The sequence below is a fragment of the Streptomyces sp. NBC_01707 genome (genome assembly GCF_041438805.1).
Classification (GTDB): Bacteria; Actinomycetota; Actinomycetes; order Streptomycetales; family Streptomycetaceae; genus Streptomyces.
In genome coordinates, this window is the sequence record NZ_CP109190.1 from 466,329 (window position 1) to 485,132 (window position 18,804).

At 67.7% G+C, this 18,804-nt stretch carries 17 protein-coding genes and 2 pseudogenes; 8 read left to right on the forward strand and 11 right to left on the reverse strand.

From position 1 onward, the window contains the following. Positions 1 to 55: 55 nt before the first annotated feature. Positions 56 to 329, forward strand: a pseudogene (locus OG963_RS02230) (cytochrome P450); the annotation flags it as partial. Positions 330 to 401: 72 nt separating this feature from the next. On the opposite strand, the gene OG963_RS02235 reads toward OG963_RS02230, so the two are convergent. The 4 genes from OG963_RS02235 to OG963_RS02250 all read right to left on the reverse strand — a co-directional run bounded on the left by OG963_RS02235 (position 402) and on the right by OG963_RS02250 (position 5,935). Next, complete coding sequence (locus OG963_RS02235; RefSeq protein ID WP_371798270.1) at positions 402 to 1,628, reverse strand: cytochrome P450; 1,227 nt, start codon at positions 1,626 to 1,628, stop codon at positions 402 to 404. 1,151 nt (positions 1,629 to 2,779) lie between these two features. Then, positions 2,780 to 3,145 carry a hypothetical protein gene (locus OG963_RS02240; protein WP_371798271.1) on the reverse strand — a complete coding sequence of 122 codons (366 nt, stop codon included), beginning with the start codon at positions 3,143 to 3,145 and terminating at the stop codon, positions 2,780 to 2,782. A 719-nt stretch (positions 3,146 to 3,864) separates the two neighbouring features. Continuing rightward, a complete protein-coding gene (locus OG963_RS02245) occupies positions 3,865 to 4,890 on the reverse strand; it encodes an NlpC/P60 family protein (protein ID WP_362276746.1) in 1,026 nt (341 codons plus the stop codon). Between the two features lie 799 nt (positions 4,891 to 5,689). Next, positions 5,690 to 5,935: a hypothetical protein gene (locus OG963_RS02250; RefSeq protein ID WP_143019974.1), complete on the reverse strand. Its 246-nt coding sequence runs from the start codon at positions 5,933 to 5,935 to the stop codon at positions 5,690 to 5,692. 356 nt (positions 5,936 to 6,291) lie between these two features. Here OG963_RS02250 and OG963_RS02255 point away from each other — a divergent pair. Continuing rightward, a pseudogene (locus tag OG963_RS02255) lies at positions 6,292 to 7,128 on the forward strand (RNA repair domain-containing protein); the annotation flags it as partial. 317 nt (positions 7,129 to 7,445) lie between these two features. Here OG963_RS02255 and OG963_RS02260 read toward each other — a convergent pair. Beyond that, on the reverse strand, positions 7,446 to 8,297 hold the full coding sequence (locus tag OG963_RS02260; RefSeq protein WP_093771543.1) for a class I SAM-dependent methyltransferase: 852 nt from the start codon (positions 8,295 to 8,297) through the stop codon (positions 7,446 to 7,448). A gap of 198 nt (positions 8,298 to 8,495) precedes the next feature. After that, on the reverse strand, positions 8,496 to 8,663 hold the full coding sequence (locus OG963_RS02265) for a hypothetical protein (protein WP_093771541.1): 168 nt from the start codon (positions 8,661 to 8,663) through the stop codon (positions 8,496 to 8,498). A gap of 396 nt (positions 8,664 to 9,059) precedes the next feature. On the opposite strand from OG963_RS02265, the gene OG963_RS02270 reads away from it, so the two are divergent. Both OG963_RS02270 and OG963_RS02275 read left to right on the forward strand, forming a co-directional pair. Further along, on the forward strand, positions 9,060 to 10,259 hold the full coding sequence (locus OG963_RS02270; RefSeq protein WP_093771539.1) for an NAD(P)/FAD-dependent oxidoreductase: 1,200 nt from the start codon (positions 9,060 to 9,062) through the stop codon (positions 10,257 to 10,259). 268 nt (positions 10,260 to 10,527) lie between these two features. Next, a complete protein-coding gene (locus OG963_RS02275; RefSeq protein WP_319740930.1) occupies positions 10,528 to 11,424 on the forward strand; it encodes an RNA polymerase sigma-70 factor in 897 nt (298 codons plus the stop codon). An 85-nt stretch (positions 11,425 to 11,509) separates the two neighbouring features. On the opposite strand, the gene OG963_RS02280 is transcribed toward OG963_RS02275, so the two are convergent. From OG963_RS02280 to OG963_RS02290, 3 genes are all read right to left on the reverse strand, one after another. Then, positions 11,510 to 12,241 (reverse strand): alpha/beta fold hydrolase, encoded by a 732-nt coding sequence (locus OG963_RS02280; RefSeq protein ID WP_371800251.1) that lies wholly within the window; start codon positions 12,239 to 12,241, stop codon positions 11,510 to 11,512. Positions 12,242 to 12,830: 589 nt separating this feature from the next. Continuing rightward, entirely contained in the window at positions 12,831 to 13,316 is a 486-nt protein-coding gene (locus OG963_RS02285) for a hypothetical protein (RefSeq protein WP_319740931.1), read from the reverse strand. Between the two features lie 342 nt (positions 13,317 to 13,658). Further along, positions 13,659 to 13,856 (reverse strand): hypothetical protein, encoded by a 198-nt coding sequence (locus OG963_RS02290; RefSeq protein ID WP_030922246.1) that lies wholly within the window; start codon positions 13,854 to 13,856, stop codon positions 13,659 to 13,661. Between the two features lie 65 nt (positions 13,857 to 13,921). On the opposite strand from OG963_RS02290, the gene OG963_RS02295 reads away from it, so the two are divergent. Together OG963_RS02295 and OG963_RS02300 are read left to right on the forward strand one after the other, a co-directional pair. Continuing rightward, positions 13,922 to 14,518 (forward strand): TetR/AcrR family transcriptional regulator, encoded by a 597-nt coding sequence (locus OG963_RS02295; RefSeq protein ID WP_093771531.1) that lies wholly within the window; start codon positions 13,922 to 13,924, stop codon positions 14,516 to 14,518. 491 nt (positions 14,519 to 15,009) lie between these two features. Continuing rightward, positions 15,010 to 15,516, forward strand: coding sequence for a signal peptidase II (locus OG963_RS02300; protein ID WP_356505573.1), 507 nt, complete (start codon positions 15,010 to 15,012; stop codon positions 15,514 to 15,516). Between the two features lie 368 nt (positions 15,517 to 15,884). On the opposite strand, the gene OG963_RS02305 is transcribed toward OG963_RS02300, so the two are convergent. Continuing rightward, complete coding sequence (locus OG963_RS02305; protein ID WP_093772247.1) at positions 15,885 to 16,625, reverse strand: uracil-DNA glycosylase; 741 nt, start codon at positions 16,623 to 16,625, stop codon at positions 15,885 to 15,887. Positions 16,626 to 16,864: 239 nt separating this feature from the next. Here OG963_RS02305 and OG963_RS02310 point away from each other — a divergent pair, with 239 nt between their 5' ends. Together OG963_RS02310 and OG963_RS02315 are read left to right on the forward strand one after the other, a co-directional pair. Then, positions 16,865 to 17,227 (forward strand): DUF488 domain-containing protein, encoded by a 363-nt coding sequence (locus OG963_RS02310; protein ID WP_371798272.1) that lies wholly within the window; start codon positions 16,865 to 16,867, stop codon positions 17,225 to 17,227. Positions 17,228 to 17,474: 247 nt separating this feature from the next. Next, on the forward strand, positions 17,475 to 17,879 hold the full coding sequence (locus OG963_RS02315) for an STAS domain-containing protein (protein ID WP_051878260.1): 405 nt from the start codon (positions 17,475 to 17,477) through the stop codon (positions 17,877 to 17,879). Positions 17,880 to 18,228: 349 nt separating this feature from the next. Here OG963_RS02315 and OG963_RS02320 read toward each other — a convergent pair whose 3' ends face one another. Beyond that, positions 18,229 to 18,774: a hypothetical protein gene (locus OG963_RS02320; RefSeq protein WP_143019973.1), complete on the reverse strand. Its 546-nt coding sequence runs from the start codon at positions 18,772 to 18,774 to the stop codon at positions 18,229 to 18,231. Between the last annotated feature and the right edge of the window lie 30 nt (positions 18,775 to 18,804).

The following is an 18,804-nucleotide window of genomic DNA, read 5'->3' on the forward strand; positions in this document are numbered from 1 at the left end:
AGCGCCTTCCTTCGCCTACTGCAGGATACGGCCTTGCCGCTCGGCATCTCCACGCGCGGCGGCCAACACAGGCCTCCAGGCCCGGCCCGAGGCGCATGTCGGTGCCGAGAACTCCGCACACCTGTACTTCAGCAACGGCGAGCACCGCTGCCGCTATCCGGTCCCGCACCTGGCCGGTGTGATGGCGTGTACAGCGGTGGAGACGCTACTGGAGCCGCCTCCCCGATCTGGTGCTCGCCGTCGAACCGTCGGAGCTGACCTGGCGTCCGTCGATCTGGATGCGGGGGCTGACGTCCCTGCCGGTGCGATTCACCCCGTCGATGCACTGATCACGCTCTTCGCGTGCCGGGCGCGGGATTGCCCGGCACGCGAAGGGGGTGGGCGCGACGACCGGTATGCGTTCAGCCGGTGACCGGGGTGAAACGCACCGGCAGCGACTGCGGGCCGCGGGTGAAGACGCCGTGTTCACGCGGGTCGAAGCCGTCGGCGAGACGGAGGTCGGGCATGGCGTCGAGCAGCTGGTTCACACCGATTTCGACCTCTGCCTTGGCCAGCAGCGCGCCGACGCAGAAGTGCCGGCCGAGCGCGAAGGCCAGATGGTCGGCCGCGGCCGAGAACGCCGAGGTGGTGGTGAGGTCGTCCCGGAAGATGTCGAACCGGTCGGGCTCACGGTAGCGGCGCTCGTCCCGGTTGGCGGCTCCGATGAGGCAGGTCACCGTGGCGCCCTGCGGGATGGTGCCGCCGCTGACCTCGACGTCGGTGGCCGACTGCCTCATGATCATGTGGACCGGCGGGGTGTAGCGAAGGGTCTCCGCGAAGGCAGCGGCTATCAGGCTCCGGTCCTCACGGACCGCGGCAAGTTGCTCAGGGTGCTGCAGCAGGTTGGCCAGGATGCTGGCGATCGCCTTGTCGGTGGTCTCACCCCCGGCGGCCAGCAGAAGGCTGCAGAACGCCTTGATGTCCTCGTCGCTCATTCGGACGCCGTCGACCTCGGCGGCACACAGGCTCGACAGCAGGTCGTCACCGAGGTTGTCACGCCGCTCGCGGATGATCGGGATCATGTACTCGGCGAACTCCACACGCGTGCGCTCGCCGGCATCGGTCACCTCGGCATCTCCGGAGAGGTTGCCGAGGAACGCGATCACCGTGGTGTACCAGCGGTGGAACCGCGCGTGGTCGGCCTTGTCCAGACCCAGCATGTCCGCGATGACGTTGACCGGAAACCGGGTCGCGTAGTCGCTGACGATGTCGGCCGCGCCGGAGTGCCGGAAGGCATCGATGAGTTCACGCGAGTTGCGCTCGATGACGGGCAGGAACTTCTCCTGGAGGTCGCTGCCGCGGAACGCGGGCGCGACGAGCGCGCGGCGCACCGCGTGTTCCCGGCCGCTGAGCTGAAGGATCGTCTTGCCGTGGACGGGCTCCAGCTGCCAGTTGTAGTTGTCGGTGGTGAACTCGGACTGTTTGTCCTTGAAGACTCGTTCGACGTCGTCGTAGCGGGAGATGATGTAACTCTGCGTGGCCTCGTGCCAGATCAGCGGTTCCTTCTCGCGCATCGCCGCGTATGCGGCATAGGGATCCGTCGCGAACTCGGGCGAGAGGATGTCGGACACCTGGGGGGCAGTGGACACGGGACTCCTTGAGGTAGATGCGCATCGTCACAGTGCAGGTTAATGATCTTTCGTTGGCTCAAACAGTGTGCCGTACAACGAAGTTGAGCGCCCGACAGACAATGCATTCACAACAACGAGGTCGACGCGCGGACGGGCACTCGGCCTCGGGGCAGGAGCCGGGACAGAATCGCCCTGACGCCTACCGGATCCGTGCAGGCCGCTCGTGCCCCCGGTGAGCGGACTCCCGGTTCCACCGATGGACCGTCACGAAAAATCGCGGCCAACGGCTGTACCGCAATCCCCGGTGGATCAGCGCGCGGCGTCAGATGCGGTGGATCGCGAGGTGGAGGGGGGTCCTCAGACTGGGCGTATTCGGGCGTTCCGACAACGCGGCGAAGTGCCGTAGCTGTCGTCGCGCGCCCGCCAACGCTGCTTCGTCGAGCGCGCCTTCGCCCACCTGCATTGGTTCCACCGCCTGCGGATCCGCTGGGAGATCCGCGACGGCATCCACGAAGCCATCCTCACCCTCGGATGCGCACTCATCTGCTGGCGACGACTCAATGCACTTCGCTGACGGTGTGTCGGGGACACAGGCCGCCTAAGCTTGTCATTGAACGTGCGCGCTGCCACTTCGTCGAGCAGGTGGGCTGGGGGACCTGACATGCTTCACGGCATGGAGTCCGGGAAGAGTCCCGAGAAAAGTCCGTTGTGCCTGGCGGATGTCTGCCCTGATCTCGTTGGCGAGATAGTTGCCCTGCTGCGGGACTCACATCCGGGAGACCCGATCGCGGACTCGATCTCGAGCCTTCCCTTTCACGGGATCTGCCGCAACTACGTGTTGACGGCTCCAGAGGGGACGCCCTCGCCGTGGGTCATCGCGCTGGAGCGTGAAGAAGACACGCTGTTCCTGCTGGGTGTTGATCGGTCTCGGTCTGAAGTCACGTGGGTTGATGTAGTGGACGGGCGAGATCCGCCTGCTGCATTATCGCGTCAGTCCTGACGCGTCTGGGCTTCGTTCCCCTTTGATGGTGTGCTGGGCGGCTGTAGGGCTCACCAGTGGCGAGCACGCGTCCCACGTCATGGGGGCTACGAGGTTGTCCGGCGCGACGCCGCCCGAAACGAACACGAAGTCACCTCCTCGACCAGGATCTACGACATCGCCCGCGACCTCACCATCTGGATGGCCAGCCGCACAAGCGGTGCTTGTTAGCCTCGGTCTCGACCCGGCGACGAACCTCTGCAGCCTGCTCCCGTGCCGCTGCAGCCTCCGCTTCGGCCCTGACCCGGTCCTTCTCGAAGACCAGCACACAGCCCAGTCCGTCCAAGGCTTCAGCGATCCTCTCCCGCCAGTCGGCGAACTCGACGGGGTCCGCATCGGACGGCAGCCGCGACTTCACAGTGCGGAGATGGCGCAGGGCGCGCTTGACCACTGGGTCAATCACGAGGCTTCTTCCGATCGGTACGCGGTCGACCCCATCGTGCACCACATTCGGGGTCGCCGGTACCTCCGACCAGGTCTTCCGCAGCAGCAGCATGCGCTCCTGGTATGCGGCGTCCCAGCAGGCAACAAGTGTCGCTTCGGCTACCCTGTGCGCCAGTTCAGGGTGGACCTCGACCCGGATCCGGCCGGCGTGCCCATCAGGGTGCAGGGATGGGTGTCTCGCGCGACCCCTCCGCACGCGGTCAGCAACGCCGGAGCAGCCAGGGGGATCGCCAATCCGACGGTTGTTTCCTCCGCTGGCTCCCCGGCAACCATCTGCGATTTGACCAATGGCCACTCATTCCGGCATGACAGCCACGCCACACGCCTCGACCTGAACAGTCGCGTGCGATCGCCCCCCCTGCTGAATCAGGTCAAGAGCCCGGATCGGCCGCGACGCCGCCGTCCTGCTCCTGGACGGAGCGCGGGGAACGTCAACACGTCCGCGCAGTCCGCGCGTTGACCGCAAAGGCCTGATACGTGTCCGTGTGCCCGCCTGGGCGCGTTCGATTGCACGCCGACACCTGGCCCACACCCAGGGAAGCAAGGACACCCTGACCGGGACCATCACCGACCTGGCCACCCGACTGCGGCGTCATGGAGTCCGGCCTGGCGACCCTGTCGGCGGACGGACCGATCGCCCGGGCCACCGGATCGTCACAGGGCCGGGCTCCTGGCCGAGTCCCTGTCAGGGCTGGGGCGTCTCTGCTCGTGTGCCCGGAGCGAGGAGGCCGAACAACTCCTGGGCGTGGAGATTCGCCCGTTCGGGCCCGATCAGATGCGCACTGCGGCCTGGAAGCTGCCGATGGTGTTCATCGACTCGTAGCGGACGTAGGCGCCCGGGTACGGAGCGTGGAGCACGGTGTTGCCGCCCGCGTAGAGCCCCACGTGCGAGGTGTTGTTGAAGAAGACCAGGTCGCCCGGCTTCAGCTGGCTGCGCGCGATGCGGGTGCCCTGGTTGATCTGCGTGTACGTGGTGCGGGTGATCTGGGCACCGGCCTGGCCGTAGGCCCACTGGGTCAGGCCCGAGCAGTCGAAGGAGTTGGGGCCGGTGGCGGAGCGGACATACGGCTTGCCCACCCGCGTGTTGGCGGCTTGGAGGGCGGCGGCGCCGAGGGCGGAGGCGGGGACCTCGTTGCCGAGATCGACCCGGTCACCGGCGGCGCGGCTGGCCCGCTGGTCGTCCTGGCGTATCTTCTCGCGCTCGGCGGCAGTCAGGGTGTTGAGCAGGCGCTGCGCCTCGGCGAGCTTGCCCTGGAACTTCTTCTTGTTCTCACCGAGCGTCTTGCGGACGTCCGCGAGGTCGGCCAGCTTGTCCTGGGCCTCCTTGCGCTGCTGCGCGAGGAAGCGCTGCTTCTCCTGGATCTTCTCCAGAGACTCGGTCTGCTTGGCAGTCAACTGGTCGAGGGCCGAGGCCTCGTCGAGGAAGCTGTCCGGGTCCGAGGCGAGGAAGAGCTGCACGGACGGGTCGATGCCACCGGAGCGGTACTGCGCGGCCGCGAGCGAACCGAGGCCGCTGCGGAGCGTGTTGAGCTCCTGCTGACCGCGGGCCACCTTGTCCTGCAGCGCGCCGATCTGCTTCTCGAGCTTCTCCTGCTGCTCCTTGGCCCCGTTGTACTTCTCGGTGGACTGCTCCGCCTCATGGTAGAGCTTGTCGACCTTCGCCTTGACCTCACTCTTGGTCGGCTTGGGGTCGGCGTGGGCGGCCTGGGAGGTCAGGGCAACGGCCGCGGCGGCGGTCGCGGTGAGCACGGTCACGCGGGTGCGGCTCGGCTGCTTGGGACGACGGTGGGACGCCACGAAGGCGAGCTCCTTCTTCCTCGACCCGCCTACCGGGCTATGGGGGAGGTGAATCCCCGGCTCCGTGCACATCACGGACTCGGCGGTTCCTCCGCTGCCACCCCGGATGGGTGATCAATCGCGCGAAGGTTCGAAGTACGACCCTAGTGACCATCTTGTGACCGATTCAATCCTCACAGGAAGAATCTCGTCACGCGAGGTACATCCTTTACTCACATCACACGGCGTGTAGCGGCCATCTGACGGCCAGTTCCCTAATTTCCGGCACATCGCAACAAGTCTCACTAGCGACCTGAGTCGGAGATTCGTCGCTAGTCCGGCACGAGTCGTCCTCGTCCGAGCATCCCGCCGGAATCGGCAACTGATGCCCAGCGGGCTGTGCTTGAGGGCGTGCCGTGTGGAGACCTCGGTTCGACGGGCCGACCAGCGTGCTCGCTCGGCGCGGTCAGGCCGCACGGTACTCATTTGAGGGGGCCGCCGAGTAGAAGGGAACGGCGGATACGGTCGGAGCGGGATTACGGGGGCTGTCCGGCCGGTCTCCACGGTCCGGCGTGGTCCTCGGCGGAGCGATAGGTGGAGCGGTGCCGGTGGAGGAAGCCTGGGCCCGCGGGAAGGAGCCCCACACGTCCCGCGCGCGGAACGTTGCCCTGCCGCAGTTCTGCCTGGACGGTGGTGGCGGCGGTGATACCCGACCGGGTGAGTTCGCCATGGACGCGGCAATGGCCTGACAGCAGGTTCACGCTTGTTGGTGTCAGTCGTCGATGCCAGCCGCCGCGTGCGGTCTTGACGAAATCCCCGCTCATGCAAGCGGGGTTTCGGTCGCGTCAGCCGGGCACTCAGGGGAGTTCTGGTCACTCGCAGAGGTAGACCGACTTCCGCCGGCGAACCCGAACAGGTAGACGAGCAACATCAACGCGAAGATCGCCACGTCCTGAGCGAATCGGTGCCCTTCGAGGTACGGCCAGACGGTAGCCCTGCCAGAAATGAAGATCATCATCGTGATCCACAGGCCGTATATCCGGCCTCCACCGCGCTTCTCGGTCATCACCGCCCCCTCCAAGAAGAAGCACTGTAGCGCGTACCGATGCGCACATCCCGATCGGCTGCCAAGGTGTCCTCCTGGTCCGCTGACCTGCGGAAACAACCCGCCGTCGCGAAGCGGGAGCGAAGAGGTCCTCGGTCGCTCGGCGTCCTTCTCAACGCTGTTGCCGGCGAGGAGAACTTCGGCGTTGCGAGTCCGGCAGATCAGTGTGCGACTGAATCAGCGCCCAGGCCGCTCTTCTGGCCTTTGCGGCGGGTTGGCCATATCCATGCGTCGCGGTGCGAGCGGTACAACCGTCGACGACAGGGTGGGCGGCACCCTGGAGAAAGAGAAGGTGTGAAGGCGGGAGAGGAGGCATGATGCGGACCAGCGACGAGATCTATCACCGGGTCCGCTGGGACCCGCGGTTCGACCCGGCCCGGTTCGTGCTGGGGATCAGCCAGCGTGGGGATGCCCTCAAACGCGTCCCACTGCCTGCCTTCGTGCCCGGGGGCGACATCCCGTGGCACCGGGTGGTGTTCATCGAGGCGGACGGCGAGGTGGTCTGGGACCGGTCCACGGGTGTGGACCGCATCGACGCGTCGCGCGTCGGCCGGGTGCAGGACCGGCAAGCGGAGCTGAGCTCCGACACGGGCTCCGGCAGGGGCGAGCCCGCCGACTTCCTCGACGTGTCCCCGACGGCCCGCACGGCGGTCGCCTGGATCCCGCCCGCGGAACTGTGGCCCCCGATCCAGGACATCCGCCGGGATTACGACCCGCAGATCCACCGCTGGCCGCCGCACGTGAATGTGCTCTTCGGCTTCGTGCCGGAGTCCGACTTCGAGCGGGCGGCCCCGCTGCTCGCCGCGGCGACGGCCGAGACACCGGTCTTCACCGCCCTGCTGGACGGGGTGCGCACCTTCCGGCACAGGGCGTACTTCACCGTGTGGCTCGACCCGACTGCGGCCGGCCCAGCGCCGTGGGCAGACCTGTACCGCGCACTGCAGCAGAGGTTCCCGCGCTGTTGTAGGCCCGCCAAGAACTTCACCCCACATCTGTCACTGGGCCGAACCCGGGATCCGCGGCGTGTCACGGCCGACTGTGCCACCCGGCTCGACGCCATGACGGCGACGGTCTGGGAGATCGTCCTGCTCTCGCGCAGGGGCGACGGGCCGATGCGGCCACGGGCCACGGTCGCCCTGCGCACGGGCGAGGTCCGCCCGCTGCCCGCAACCGGCCCCGAAGCGCCGGGCCCGGAGGACACTGCCTGGCTCTCCGAGATCACCGACAGGTGAGGCACATGCCGTCAGCTCGGGCAGTTGGCCAGGACGGCTTTGAGCTGGAGCCGATCGCCTTCGGGTACGGCGTCGGGGTGGGTGACGATCCAGCGCGTAACGGCCCGGGCTGACGGCGGGCGGAGGCCGACCGGCGGCGAAGAAGGTCGCCCGGTCACCTCAGACGATCTCGATGCCGAGCCGCTCGGCGAGCCGGGCTGCGAACGTGTCCACCTCCCGATCGGGAACCGGGAGGCGCTCTACCGGCGGACCGCCGAGATCAGTCCGCCGGGCCGCTCCTCGCGCTGCGGTGGAGTGCTGATCGGACGGCCGTAGGCGGCAGCGCGCTCGTGCAGGGTGTGGCTGTCGGCCTCCCAGCCGTGCCCGGCCAGCCAGCCCACCGGGTCGTCGGGCATCTCCGAGACCCACATGGACGCCGCCGATCCCGGCGCGGCGTCCGCGCCGAAGCGCTCGATCACGCCGCGCGAGCCCAATGTCAGCCCCATCCGACTGCCTGCCGCCGACTGCGTGCTGATCCGGGCCAGCAGTAGCTCCACCGCGTCCTCGGGCAGATAGATCAGTAGTCCTTCGGCGATCCACGCGGTCGGCAGGGCCGGGTTGTGCCCTGCGGCGGCCAGCGCGCCTGGCCAGTCCTCACGCAGATCCACCGGGACGGTGATCCGCTCGCAGCGTGCGACGGCCCGCTCCTGGCGCAGCACCGAAGCCTTGAAGTCCAGTGGCGCGGCGGTGTCGACCTCGAACAGCCGGGTGCCCTCGGGCCAGTCGATCCGGAAGGCCCGGCTGTCCATGCCGGCGCCGAGCAGCACGACCTGCCGGACCCCGGACGCGGAGGCCTGCTGCAACAGGTCGTCGAGGAACTTCGTCCTGATGACGATGGAGTACGACACGGCCAGCCGACGACGTCGCGCGGCCTCGTCATCGGGCAGCGGCGCCGAGGAGGGCCACAGCCCGCCGGCGGTGGCGAAAGCCTGTGCCAGTGGGTCGCGGAACAGCGCGTTCTCCCGCTCGGTCTCCAGTGCCCGCACCCTGGCCACCCCCACCGCCGTGGCCCACACTCCCGATGGTTGCACCCGCTCCTGCTCATCAGTCACCGCGCCAGCCTAGATGAACGATTCCAGGGGCCTGACGAGGGGAGCCAGGTTCATGCGCGGCCGGCCAGTCATGTGCGCACTGACCTCACACGACCACTGAAACCGCCATCCGGCGAAGATCAACAGCCACGGACGCCAGGTGAGGTGGTTCGGGCGCGCATGTGGGCGGAGAGGCCTCCGTCCGAGAGGGAGGTGCGGTCAGCGCCGACGGGACCAGCCGGTTCCGATACCTGCAACATGCAAGGCCAACAGACCCAGGCCCAGCAGCATGACGTTCACCGAGGCGAAGACCTCGTTGGTCGCGACATCGGCAGCGTTGATCAGGAAAGCGATGAAGAACAGCACGGCCGCAGCTATACCCAACATGACGGAACTCCTTTTCCGTAGTTGGAACACGTGTGCCCCCACATACGAGAAGCAGACCTCTCGGGACCGCAGCCGACGGGATTCGGCCACAGCTGGGTCACCCGCCTGGCCATGGCGGGCTGTCGCCGGCACCACGTCGTGTCCGACCATGCATGTCGCCCCCGCGGTCACCACCGAGCCGTGTCAGGCCGAATGCTGCGGGCCGGACCCCACTCGCCCGTTGCCGCGCGATTGCCTGGCCCCTGCCCGACCTGGTCAGGGCCGCGTCACGGCACACGGGGCGGGAGGTGCGGCGTTTCCGCCGCGTCCGATGTGCGCCACGTCTCATCCGCGGGTTGTTACACCGGAGACGCGGCTGGTGTCTCAATGCCGAGTCCATAACGCGAGGGAGACATGATGAACGGGAACGTCGAGGTGGTCGTGGTCGGCGGCGGGTACGGGGGCGTGACGGCGGCCAACAGCCTGGCTCGGCGCGATGGCGTGTCGGTGACGCTGGTCAATCCGCGTCCCGAATTCGTCGAGCGGATCCGCCTGCACCAGCTCGTGACCGGCTCCGATGACGCAGTCGTGGGCTTCAGTGAGGTTCTGGGCGGGAACGTCCATGTGGTGGTCGACACTGCGACCCGGATCGACGCTGCCGAGCGCAAGGTGTCGCTGGCGGGCGGTGGCACGGTCTCATACGACTACCTCGTCTACGCGGTGGGCAGCGGCACCTCCGACCCCGGCGTGCCCGGAGCAGCGGAGTTCGCTCATCGGGTGTCGGACCTGGAGGGGGCGGAACGACTGCGGTCGGCGCTCGCCGCGACGCCCGCGTCGGCTCCGGTGACCGTGGTCGGGGCCGGTCCGACCGGCCTGGAGACCGCGGCCGAGCTGGCGGAAGTGGGCCGCAAGGTCACCCTGGTCTGCGGTGACGTGCTTGGCCCCTCCCTGCATGCCCGGGTCCGCCGCCCGGTGACCCGCCGGCTCGTCAAGCTGGGTGTGACCGTCCTCGAAGGTCCCCGTGCGCGGGTGACGGGAGTGACCCGCGACGGCGTACAGCTCGACGACGGCCGCGAGCTGCCCAGCGCGGTGACGATCTGGACTGCAGGATTCCGTGTCCCGGATCTGGCCGCCCGCAGCGGGTTGCGTACCGATACCGAAGGCCGTCTGCTCACCGACGCGACGCTGACCAGCGTGGACGACGTACGTATCGTCGCCGCCGGGGACGGGGCGGCGATGACGGACCGGCCGTTCCGGATGAGCTGCCAGGCCGCCGTGCAGCTGGGCCCGGCAGCCGCCGCTACGATCCTGCGCCGGATCGCGGGGAAAACACCCGCTCCTGTCCGGATGTTCTTCGCGGGGCAGTGCCTCAGTCTCGGCAGAGACGAGGGCGTCACCCAGTTCTCCTACCCGAACGACAGGGTGAACGCGCTCCACATCGGCGGTCGGCCCGGTGCCGGCGTCAAGGAGATGGCCTGCCGGTTCACCCTCAACAAGTTGGTCTCCGGAGCGGGCAAGGCCAGTTCCCGCGCATCCCACGGCGACGGTCCCGACCGCCTGGAAACGCCTCGGCCGGAAAACCGCACGACGGCATCCAGCACCCGACGCTCGGTCTAGCGGCCCTGGACGCGAAGCCAGGTCTCCCCTTCTTCGGCCGGACCGACCGGTCCGGCCGAAGAAGGACCAAGCCCGGACTGACGAGCGCGCAACGCCGCGGCCTCATGTGTCATGGCCAGGCGCCGGGGCGCCATTCCCATCAGCCCGCCCACCCCACGTGTCCTGATCAGCGGGGTGGCTGCTGCCGATATCCCGTCTTATGACCGGGTACATGTCCACGGACTGCTTCCGGCCCATGGGCCGACCGCGAGAGAGTGAACCGCACGACATGAACGACCACGTGACCGACCCGGCGACCGAGGCTTTCGTCGCCCACCGCGACCTGCTGTTCACCGTCGCCTACGAGATGCTCGGTTCGGCGGCGGATACCGAAGACGTCCTCCAGGAGGCCTGGCTGCGGTGGGTCAAGGTCGACCAGGCGCAGGTGCGGGACCAGCGCGCCTACCTGGTGCGGATCACGACCCGGCAGGCGCTCAACCGGCTACGCACTCTCAAGCGGCGTAGGGAGGCCTATGTGGGCCCTTGGCTCCCCGAGCCCCTGCTCACCGCGCCGGACGTGGCCGAGGACGTCGAACTGTCCGAGAACCTGTCGCTGGCACTCATGTTCATCCTCGAGACTCTCTCACCGACCGAACGCGCCGTCTTCGTGCTGCGCGAGGTGTTCGACATCGACTACGACGACGTCGCGGCCGCGATCGGCAAGAGCCCCGCCGCGGCACGCCAGATCGCCTACCGCGCCCGCCGGCACGTCGACGCCCGTCGTCCGCGCACACAGGTTTCCCCGGAAGAAGCCCGGGCAGCGTTGGATTCGTTCCAGCGCGCGCTCGTGACCGGAGACCTGCAGGGGCTGCTGTCCGTACTCGCCCCGGACGTTGTTTTCGTCAGCGACGGCGGCGGCTTCAAGCTTGCGGCCCTGCGGCCGGTCGTCGGCGCGGACAAGGTGCTCCGCTACATGGCGGGCAGTGTCGCCAAGGCCGGGGGCGCCTTCACCAGTGAGCCCACCACGGTCAACGGCAACCCCGGACTCATCCTGCGCCTGGACGGCGTGATCGACGGCGTGCTGGCGTTCCGCGTGGAGAACGCCCGCGTCAGCGGCCTCTACTACGTCCGCAACCCCGAAAAGCTCACCCGCGTCGAATCGGAAACCCCCCTCACCTCCCGCTGACCGTCCCCGCATCACGGCCGCGGCCGTGATGCGCGGTCTCCGTCGAGATATTCAAGGCCGCCGGGCGATCCCGGCTGCAGCGAGCTCAGCCGACGGCAGTGAGCTGGCGGGCGAAGCGGCGGACGGCATCGGTGAAGGCGTCCGGGGCGTCGAAGTTCGCGAGATGTCCTGCCCGCGGGATCAATTCGACGCGGGCATGCGGATGGGCGCGGGCGAAGTCCGCCTCGCCGGTGCGGAAGAGGGTGTCCTTCTCCCCGTTCAGGATCAGCGCCGGAGCCTCCACGTAACGCATCGCATCCGCGTCGAACCGCCCCAGTATCTCTTCCCAGGCTGCCGGCAGGGTATGGAAGGCATAGCCGGAACGGATGGTTGCCTCCACCACTTCCGGCGGATAGAGCCGTCGGAACAACCGGTCGTTCCACCGGGCCAGTCGGTCCGCCGGTAGGCGAGGAACCAGCCTGGCGACCCACCGATACGGAGCTGCCCAGGGGCCGCAAGTGGCGGCGCTGGCTCCTGCGAGGATCAGCCCGCGCAGGCGTTCCGGACGGCGCCGCGCGAACTCCAGCGAGGCATAACCGCCGAGCGAGTGCCCGACGACCAGAGCCGGTCCGCGATCGAGCGAGTCCACCGCGGACGCGATGATCTCTGTCGAGGTGCTCAGGCTCCAGGGTTGAGCCGAGCGCTCCCCGTGGCCGGGCAGGTCGACGGCGACTACCGGGAATTCATCCTGGAGCGCAGCAAGCTGCATGCTCCACTGTCCCGCGCTCAAGCGCGTCCCGTGCACGAAGACTATGGGCACCGCTTCCGCTGCTGTCATCAATTCCCCCAGGTGGCACCGGCCATGAGGGGACTCTACCGGCGAGATCTCCGTGCGAAATTCGAGGGCAGCCCGGAAGGCAAAGCGGCGGCCCTCCTGCAGGCGGTGAATTCTTACGTGCACAGGCTCTGGAAGGTACGCCGTCGTCGAGAAATCTTCAGTGCTCCGACCGGTCCGAATTCCGTCGCCTCCGAGGGCTCCCGTCGACGTAGGGCTTCCTCATGCAGCTCGCTGTACGGGTGCACGACTCCGTCGCGTCGCCTGTGCCCCAACCCTCCGCCTGATGCCCAGCGCGAATCCAGCGGATGCGCTCGGGGGCGGCCTCCAGCAGAGATCGACCACCATCGCGTGGTAGTTGATCTGCCCGAGACGGGCACAACCGCCGTGCCGCCGACCTGGGTTGATCCTCTGTGTGTGCAGACCGGTGCTTTGCACAGCACCAGAAAAGGTGAGCCGGAACCAAAACTCGTGAACTTCCGCTGCGCTTTTGATCCACACCGCTGACGGAACCCATCGACGAACATTGTTCCTGGAAGTGAACGAAGCCAGACACGCCAGGACCAACGATCGAAGCGGAAGGGAGGTCGCCTTACAGGGGTCGGAGCACACCCTCGGGATCGGCGGACGCCTCTTCAGCGAACTCCTCGAAATCCATGTTCGCAATCGACAGATTCGCGTGGACGCCGTGGACGGCGGCCGGAGCCGTACGGAACTCACGGGGCGGCGGGGAGTCGATGAGTTCCTGGTAGTACATCGGGTCGAGATCCTCGCTCTCGGACCAGACATCGCAGGCCAGAAGCGGACCGTCGGCGGAGTGCATGGTCACACGGTCGGCGATGAACACCACGCTCAGGTTCTCGTCCCGTCTCACGGCGGTGAGCACGTCATCGGGCGTGGCATCGGCCCAGGCGGGATCTTCGACAAGGTGGACGTGGGCCTCGATCTCGCCGTTCTCACCCCATGGCTGGGTCAGATCCGTCGCCACCGCCTGCCATGCGGATTCGTCGTTGTAGTCGGTCCTGATGATCAGGGCAGCAAATTCATCACGTCCGACAATCTCAGGCAACACGCGCATGTGCTCCTCCCCGGACCACGATCAGGGGAACGACTGTCTCACGGAGCACTGACATGGCCTCCGCTCGGGGACTCCGGCATTCGCCGCGCCGTCATGGCCGACTCGGCCGCGAACGACGGCACCGGCAACGTCAACACCGTCCGCAGCGCCCTCGACCGCCTCGTTGCTCCTCCCCCGCCCACCGCGTGAACCTCGCAACTGGCCGGATCCACGCATTGCGGCTCGGCCTGTTGAGCCACACCGAGACGCGCCAGCGAGGTGCGCCCCGGCATCGACCCCGCGAATTCTGTGACTGTCCACGCGCTCCGGCCCGCCTCCGCGTGATGCCGGCTGTGGCGGCCGCTATTCGCGGACTCGCGGCGCGATGAACGCGTGCAGGACCGTGACGACAGCGAAGCCGATCGCCAGCACCGCGAAGAACAGACCGACGGTGACCGCGGTGCCCACCTGAGCGGGCGGGAAGAGGACTTGGCGAACGATGTTGAGCCCCCCGATGGCGACGACGTAGATCCACCAAGGAGCCCGGCGAATGCGGGTCATGGCCGCCCCCTTTTTGACACGTCCGTATTGAAAACAATGTAACACGCCTGTGTGATAATGGCCGAGTGCCGAAGGTTGTAGATCACGAGGGCCGCCGCGCCGAGCTGGCCGGCGCCCTGTGGCGGGTCGCACTGCGCGACGGCTTCGACGCGGTGTCCGTCCGCTCGGTGGCCGAGGAGTCCGCTTGGTCGGCGGGAGCGCTGCGACACTACTTCCCGGACAAGACGGAGATGGTCCTGTTCGCCATCGACTTCGTGGTGGAGTCGGTGCGACAGCGGATCAGCGAGGCCAATGCCGCCGCGGGCTCACTCTCGCCAGAGTTGATACAGGCCCACCTGGAGCAGTTGTTGCCGCTGGACGACGAGCGCCGGCTGGAATCCGAGGCCTGGTTCGCGTTGGTGGTGCTCGCGCGCGGCGACGTCTCGGCGGCGCAGCGCCGCAATGAGGTCGACGAGTTGATCCGCGGCGCGGTGGAGAGTGCTGTGGCCGCGCTGGAGGAGCTGGGGACGCTCGGTGCGGGGCGCACGCGAGCGGTGGAAGCGGCGCGGCTGCACGCCCTGCTGGACGGAATGGTGGTGCAACTGCTGGCCCGACCAGCGCGGCTGAGCCCGCAGCAGGCGCGGGACATGTTGGTCCAGCATCTGGCTGAGCTCTGCGCGTGAGTGAGCGGTGCACAAGTTGGTGTCCGATTGCGGATGAGGCCCCCGAAGAAACCTGCGACCAACTCCTGGAAACACTGCGTGATCCGAACGACCACGACGACGTGTCCGTACTCATCGCCCGACCCAGACCACAGCCCTGACCCACTGCGAACGTCGACCCGCCGGGGACTGCTCCTGATGTGCTCCAGCGCTCACTCGACGGCGTGTACCGCACCGATTGCTCCGGGTCGGCACTGTCGCCTCCTGGATCAACTTCCTCAGTGGCGGGAACGGCCACGCTCGAGGATGTGTGGTTGAAGGCGAGAGGACCTGGCTCTGACGGCTGAAGCAGTACTGGTAAAACGGTCCCGCATTGCGCAACGTTCGCCCTGTCGATCACGGCTCATAGCCGCTGATCATCAGCCTGTCGATTTCGCCAGATGGCGCGGGCGGATCATGCTGCCCTGGCGCGTAGGCTCGGTGAAGGACGGCCAGCGATCAGGAGGTGGGCGATGCAGCGGATGTATCTGCTGTGGAAGATTGCGGCGGCAGGATTCGCCGTGGACCAGATCACGAAGGCGATCGCCGCGGTTGTCGTTGAGGGCCATGAGCCAAAGCATTCGCTGGGCGGTGCGGTGACCTTCACCGCTTTCCGGAATTCCGGAGCGGCCGGCTCCTTCGCGCCCCGCGCAACCCTTGTCTTCACACTCCTGGCTGTCGTCGTCCTTATCCTCATCGCGAGGGTCGCCCCCTCCATCCGGTCCACCGGCTGGGCGGTCGGTCTCGGACTGATCTTCGCGGGCGCCGGCGGCAACCTCGCCGACCGCATATTCCGTACCCCTGGATTCGGTCGTGGAGCTGTGCTGGACTTCATCCAGTTCGGCGAGTCAGGGATCTTCAACCTCGCCGACCAGTGTGTGACCGCCGGTGCCGCGATCGTCCTCATCCAGACCTTCCGCGGCATTCCCATGCGCTCCGTCGTTACGAGCGGCCTCGGGAGTCGTGTGCTGGAGCGGTGACAGTGCAGCGCAGGCCTCTCCCCCGGTCCGACGCACCGGGATCCTCACGGCACCGAGGTCGAGCAAGAATGCTTGGGGGGCTGCCTGGCGGAAGGCCGGCAGCCCCCCAGGTTGCGGTCGGCGCCAGTCGCGGGTATTCCACCCGCGGATGTCCCAGTGAGTCATCCCGGCATCGGGGGCTGCCGGCCGATCGTGCTTGGCCACCCGGATGCGCGGACGTGCTAGGAGCCTGGCGTGAGCTCCTCGTGCGCACGAGTCCTGATCCGCACGTCGGCTGTCTCGCTTTGGCCGGTCTCCCCCAGGTAGGTCAGGGCTTGGCAGAAGTCATCGAGAACGGACCGGGACAGGTGAAATCCGTCGGCCGCTTCTCAGGACGACGAGGGAGCCTGCGGGCGATGCGGCTCCTGCGGTAGCCCTGCGAGCGTAGCGCCCCGTTGCAGCACGTCGCGAAGCATGGCCGGGGTCAGGGTCCGGGTCGACATGTTGCGCTGACTTGGGTGGAATCCGCCGACCAAGTGCACCCGCCGTTCACCGCCGATGTCGGTGAGGAGGACTTCGGCGCCGTGACCGAAGGCCGGGCGGGGGCGAGGCAGCTGCCAGCCTGAACCCGTCAGCACGGGCAGCAGTGCCTGCCAGGCAAAGCCGCCGAGTACCACGACAGCCCGCAACGACGGTTGCAAAAGTTCAAGTTCGCGAACGAGCCACGGGCGGCAGGTGTCACGCTCGGTGGTGGTCGGCTGATTTCCGGGCGGCGCGCAGTGAACCGGCATGGTGATCCGCACGCCGTACAGTTCCATGCCGTCACCACGCTGGGTGGCGGTCGGCTGGGAGGCCAGGCCGAGGTCATACAGGGCGGCGTACAGCGCATCGCCGGACGGATCGCCGGTGAAGACCCGCCCGGTGCGGTTGCCGCCGTGTGCGGCCGGTGCCAGACCGACGATGGCCAGCGCCGCGTCCGGCGGTCCGAAGCCGGGCACGGGCCTCGCCCAGTACTCCCACTCCCTGTATGCCCGGCGCTTGACCCGGGCGACCTCCTCCCGCCAGGCGACCAGGCGCGGGCAGGCGCGGCAGGAGGCCACGGCGGTGTCCAACCTGCTCACGTCATGCATCCGCGGTGCGGTCGCGGCCGGGAAGTGCTCTGCCTCCGGGGTGGCAGGGCCGGTGTCGCGCAACGCCGTTCTCCTCTTCTGCGGGCTGAAGGCGCCGGTGCGGGCCGCGCGGGATCCGGCCGACCCACCCGTCGGGCGATAAAATTGGGTGAGCCGAGAACATCCGCTCCCGCGGGGAGCCGTACCCGCTGTCCGCCGGTCCCGGGCCGGGGCGGCCGATCGATCTGAAGGGTGCCGTCATGGCCGAACAGATCACCTATCGCCGAGTCTACGAGGAGACCGCGCCCAAGGAGGGCAAACGGGTCCTCGTCGATCGGGTCTGGCCGCGCGGCATGCGCAAGGAGGACGCGCACCTGGACCAGTGGCTGGGTGCCGTCGCCCCGTCGACCGAACTGCGCAAGTGGTACAGCCATGACCCCAGCCGCTTCACCGAGTTCCGTCGCCGCTACCTGGCAGAACTACGCGATGCCGGGCACCGCGAGGCCGTCGAGCATTTGCGTGACCTGGCGGCGCACGACAAGCTCATGCTGTTGACCGCCACCAAGGACGTCGACCACAGCCAGGCCGCTGTTCTGGCCGAGTGGCTGGCCAAGAAGCGGTGACGAACACGAGTGTGCATAAGGACGGCGAGCTGCGGAATCTGATCGTCGACGGTGGGAGCGGCGGAGCGCACGTCGTGCGGCGTTGCGCAGTCGGCGCGGACTGCACCGTCGCAGTCACTCGTCGACCATGCCGACTCACGCCCGGGCCTCGCGGTGCCGGTACGTCGGCCGCGCGGACGAATCCATTCCCACATGTGACGCCATGCCGGCGGATCCTGCACCGCCTGGAGACGTGAGGAGGATGATGATGCGAACGAATATTATCCGCAACGAGCGCATGGCCATCAGCTACGACACGGTGAACGGCTGGACGGTTGTCGAGATCGACGGCGATGTGGACGCCCATACCTCCCCACTGGTCCGTGAAGCAGTGATCAAGCTCGTCGACGAGGGACACCGCCACTTCGTCCTTGATCTGAGCTTCGTATCCTTCCTGGACTCGATGGGGCTGGGCGTGCTCGTGGCGGTCACGAAGCGCATCCGTGAACACGACGGCTCACTGCGGATCGCGTCCGCCTCTGGCCGGATAGTGAGGGTCTTCGACATCAGCGGCCTGCGTGAGGCTTACGAGATCCACCCCTCGCCGGAGGAGGCAACCCGACATGCCCCCTCGCTCGGCAGCCTGGCGCACTGGCCCCACCCGTCAAGCTGAGGACCGCTCACCGGCGTGCAGGGCGAGCGTGGACTCTGGCCTCGGAGTCCGCGGCCTCGAGGAGAGTTCGGATTGAACGAAGGCCCGGACCGTGCACCACGCGGAGGTCATGAGCCGCAGCTCCGCCGCCTCTCAAGATGTATCGGGCATCGGGGCGATGGACAGCGCCACTCAGGTACTGAAGGTGGGCAAGCCGTCGCGGAGGGCGGCTTGCCCAAGGTCTCCTTCGGCTCACCCAGGAACTTCGGTGACGCGGCGCATCCGTCCCGGCGGCCGATGCGGGTCTTTGGGCTGACAAGAATCCACGCGTGGTGACGAAGCCCGCGGAGTCGGGCCGCAGACCAGGTGTTCAGGTGAGTTCGAAGGAACTGGCTCGGTTCTGGCAGCCGTCCTTGCGGAGGTCCGCCTGCATGTGGATCCACCGGTTGCCGCACTCGCCCTCGAAGTTGATGTCGGAGGAGAACCAAACGTCGCAGTGCGTACCGTTCCCCATCTGCGTGGTCACCGAACTGACCCTGTCGTTCCACCCATTGGGCATATGGGAAAAGCGCCAGTCCTTGTTGCTCGACGAGAGGGTGCAGTCCTCCGGCGTGACGATCACCAGCGTGCTTCCGGTGGTGTTGTTGTAGCCCAGCCCGTCGTAGAACACCGCCACGGCATAGCCGTTGGCATTGGCGAACCGGAGCGACTCGGCGAAGCTGATATGCCCCCACATTTCTCCGTTCCAGGAGAAGTACGTGCTGTGCACTGCGGCACTTGCGGCGGGCGCAGCCAGGGTCGGCGCACCTGCGGCCGTGGTGGTCGCTGCAGGGGATGGGCCGCCGCCGCAGACGATCGCGCCCGCGGCCAGGATCAGGACCGCACAGGCCCTCCCCACCACCCTCAGAACGTTCATGTGTTCCCCCGTTGAGTATGCGCGCCCGGT

Coding starts and splice junctions, on each gene's coding strand:
- OG963_RS02240 (WP_371798271.1), bottom strand. CDS start 3,145: ATGCTGCTGCTGCGGAAGACCTGGTCGGAGGTACCGGCGACCCCGAAT.
- OG963_RS02250 (WP_143019974.1), bottom strand. CDS start 5,935: ATGACCGAGAAGCGCGGTGGAGGCCGGATATACGGCCTGTGGATCACG.
- OG963_RS02265 (WP_093771541.1), bottom strand. CDS start 8,663: ATGTTGGGTATAGCTGCGGCCGTGCTGTTCTTCATCGCTTTCCTGATC.
- OG963_RS02270 (WP_093771539.1), top strand. CDS start 9,060: ATGAACGGGAACGTCGAGGTGGTCGTGGTCGGCGGCGGGTACGGGGGC.
- OG963_RS02275 (WP_319740930.1), top strand. CDS start 10,528: ATGAACGACCACGTGACCGACCCGGCGACCGAGGCTTTCGTCGCCCAC.
- OG963_RS02280 (WP_371800251.1), bottom strand. CDS start 12,241: ATGACAGCAGCGGAAGCGGTGCCCATAGTCTTCGTGCACGGGACGCGC.
- OG963_RS02285 (WP_319740931.1), bottom strand. CDS start 13,316: ATGCGCGTGTTGCCTGAGATTGTCGGACGTGATGAATTTGCTGCCCTG.
- OG963_RS02290 (WP_030922246.1), bottom strand. CDS start 13,856: ATGACCCGCATTCGCCGGGCTCCTTGGTGGATCTACGTCGTCGCCATC.
- OG963_RS02300 (WP_356505573.1), top strand. CDS start 15,010: ATGCAGCGGATGTATCTGCTGTGGAAGATTGCGGCGGCAGGATTCGCC.
- OG963_RS02305 (WP_093772247.1), bottom strand. CDS start 16,625: ATGCATGACGTGAGCAGGTTGGACACCGCCGTGGCCTCCTGCCGCGCC.
- OG963_RS02310 (WP_371798272.1), top strand. CDS start 16,865: ATGGCCGAACAGATCACCTATCGCCGAGTCTACGAGGAGACCGCGCCC.
- OG963_RS02315 (WP_051878260.1), top strand. CDS start 17,475: ATGCGAACGAATATTATCCGCAACGAGCGCATGGCCATCAGCTACGAC.
- OG963_RS02320 (WP_143019973.1), bottom strand. CDS start 18,774: ATGAACGTTCTGAGGGTGGTGGGGAGGGCCTGTGCGGTCCTGATCCTG.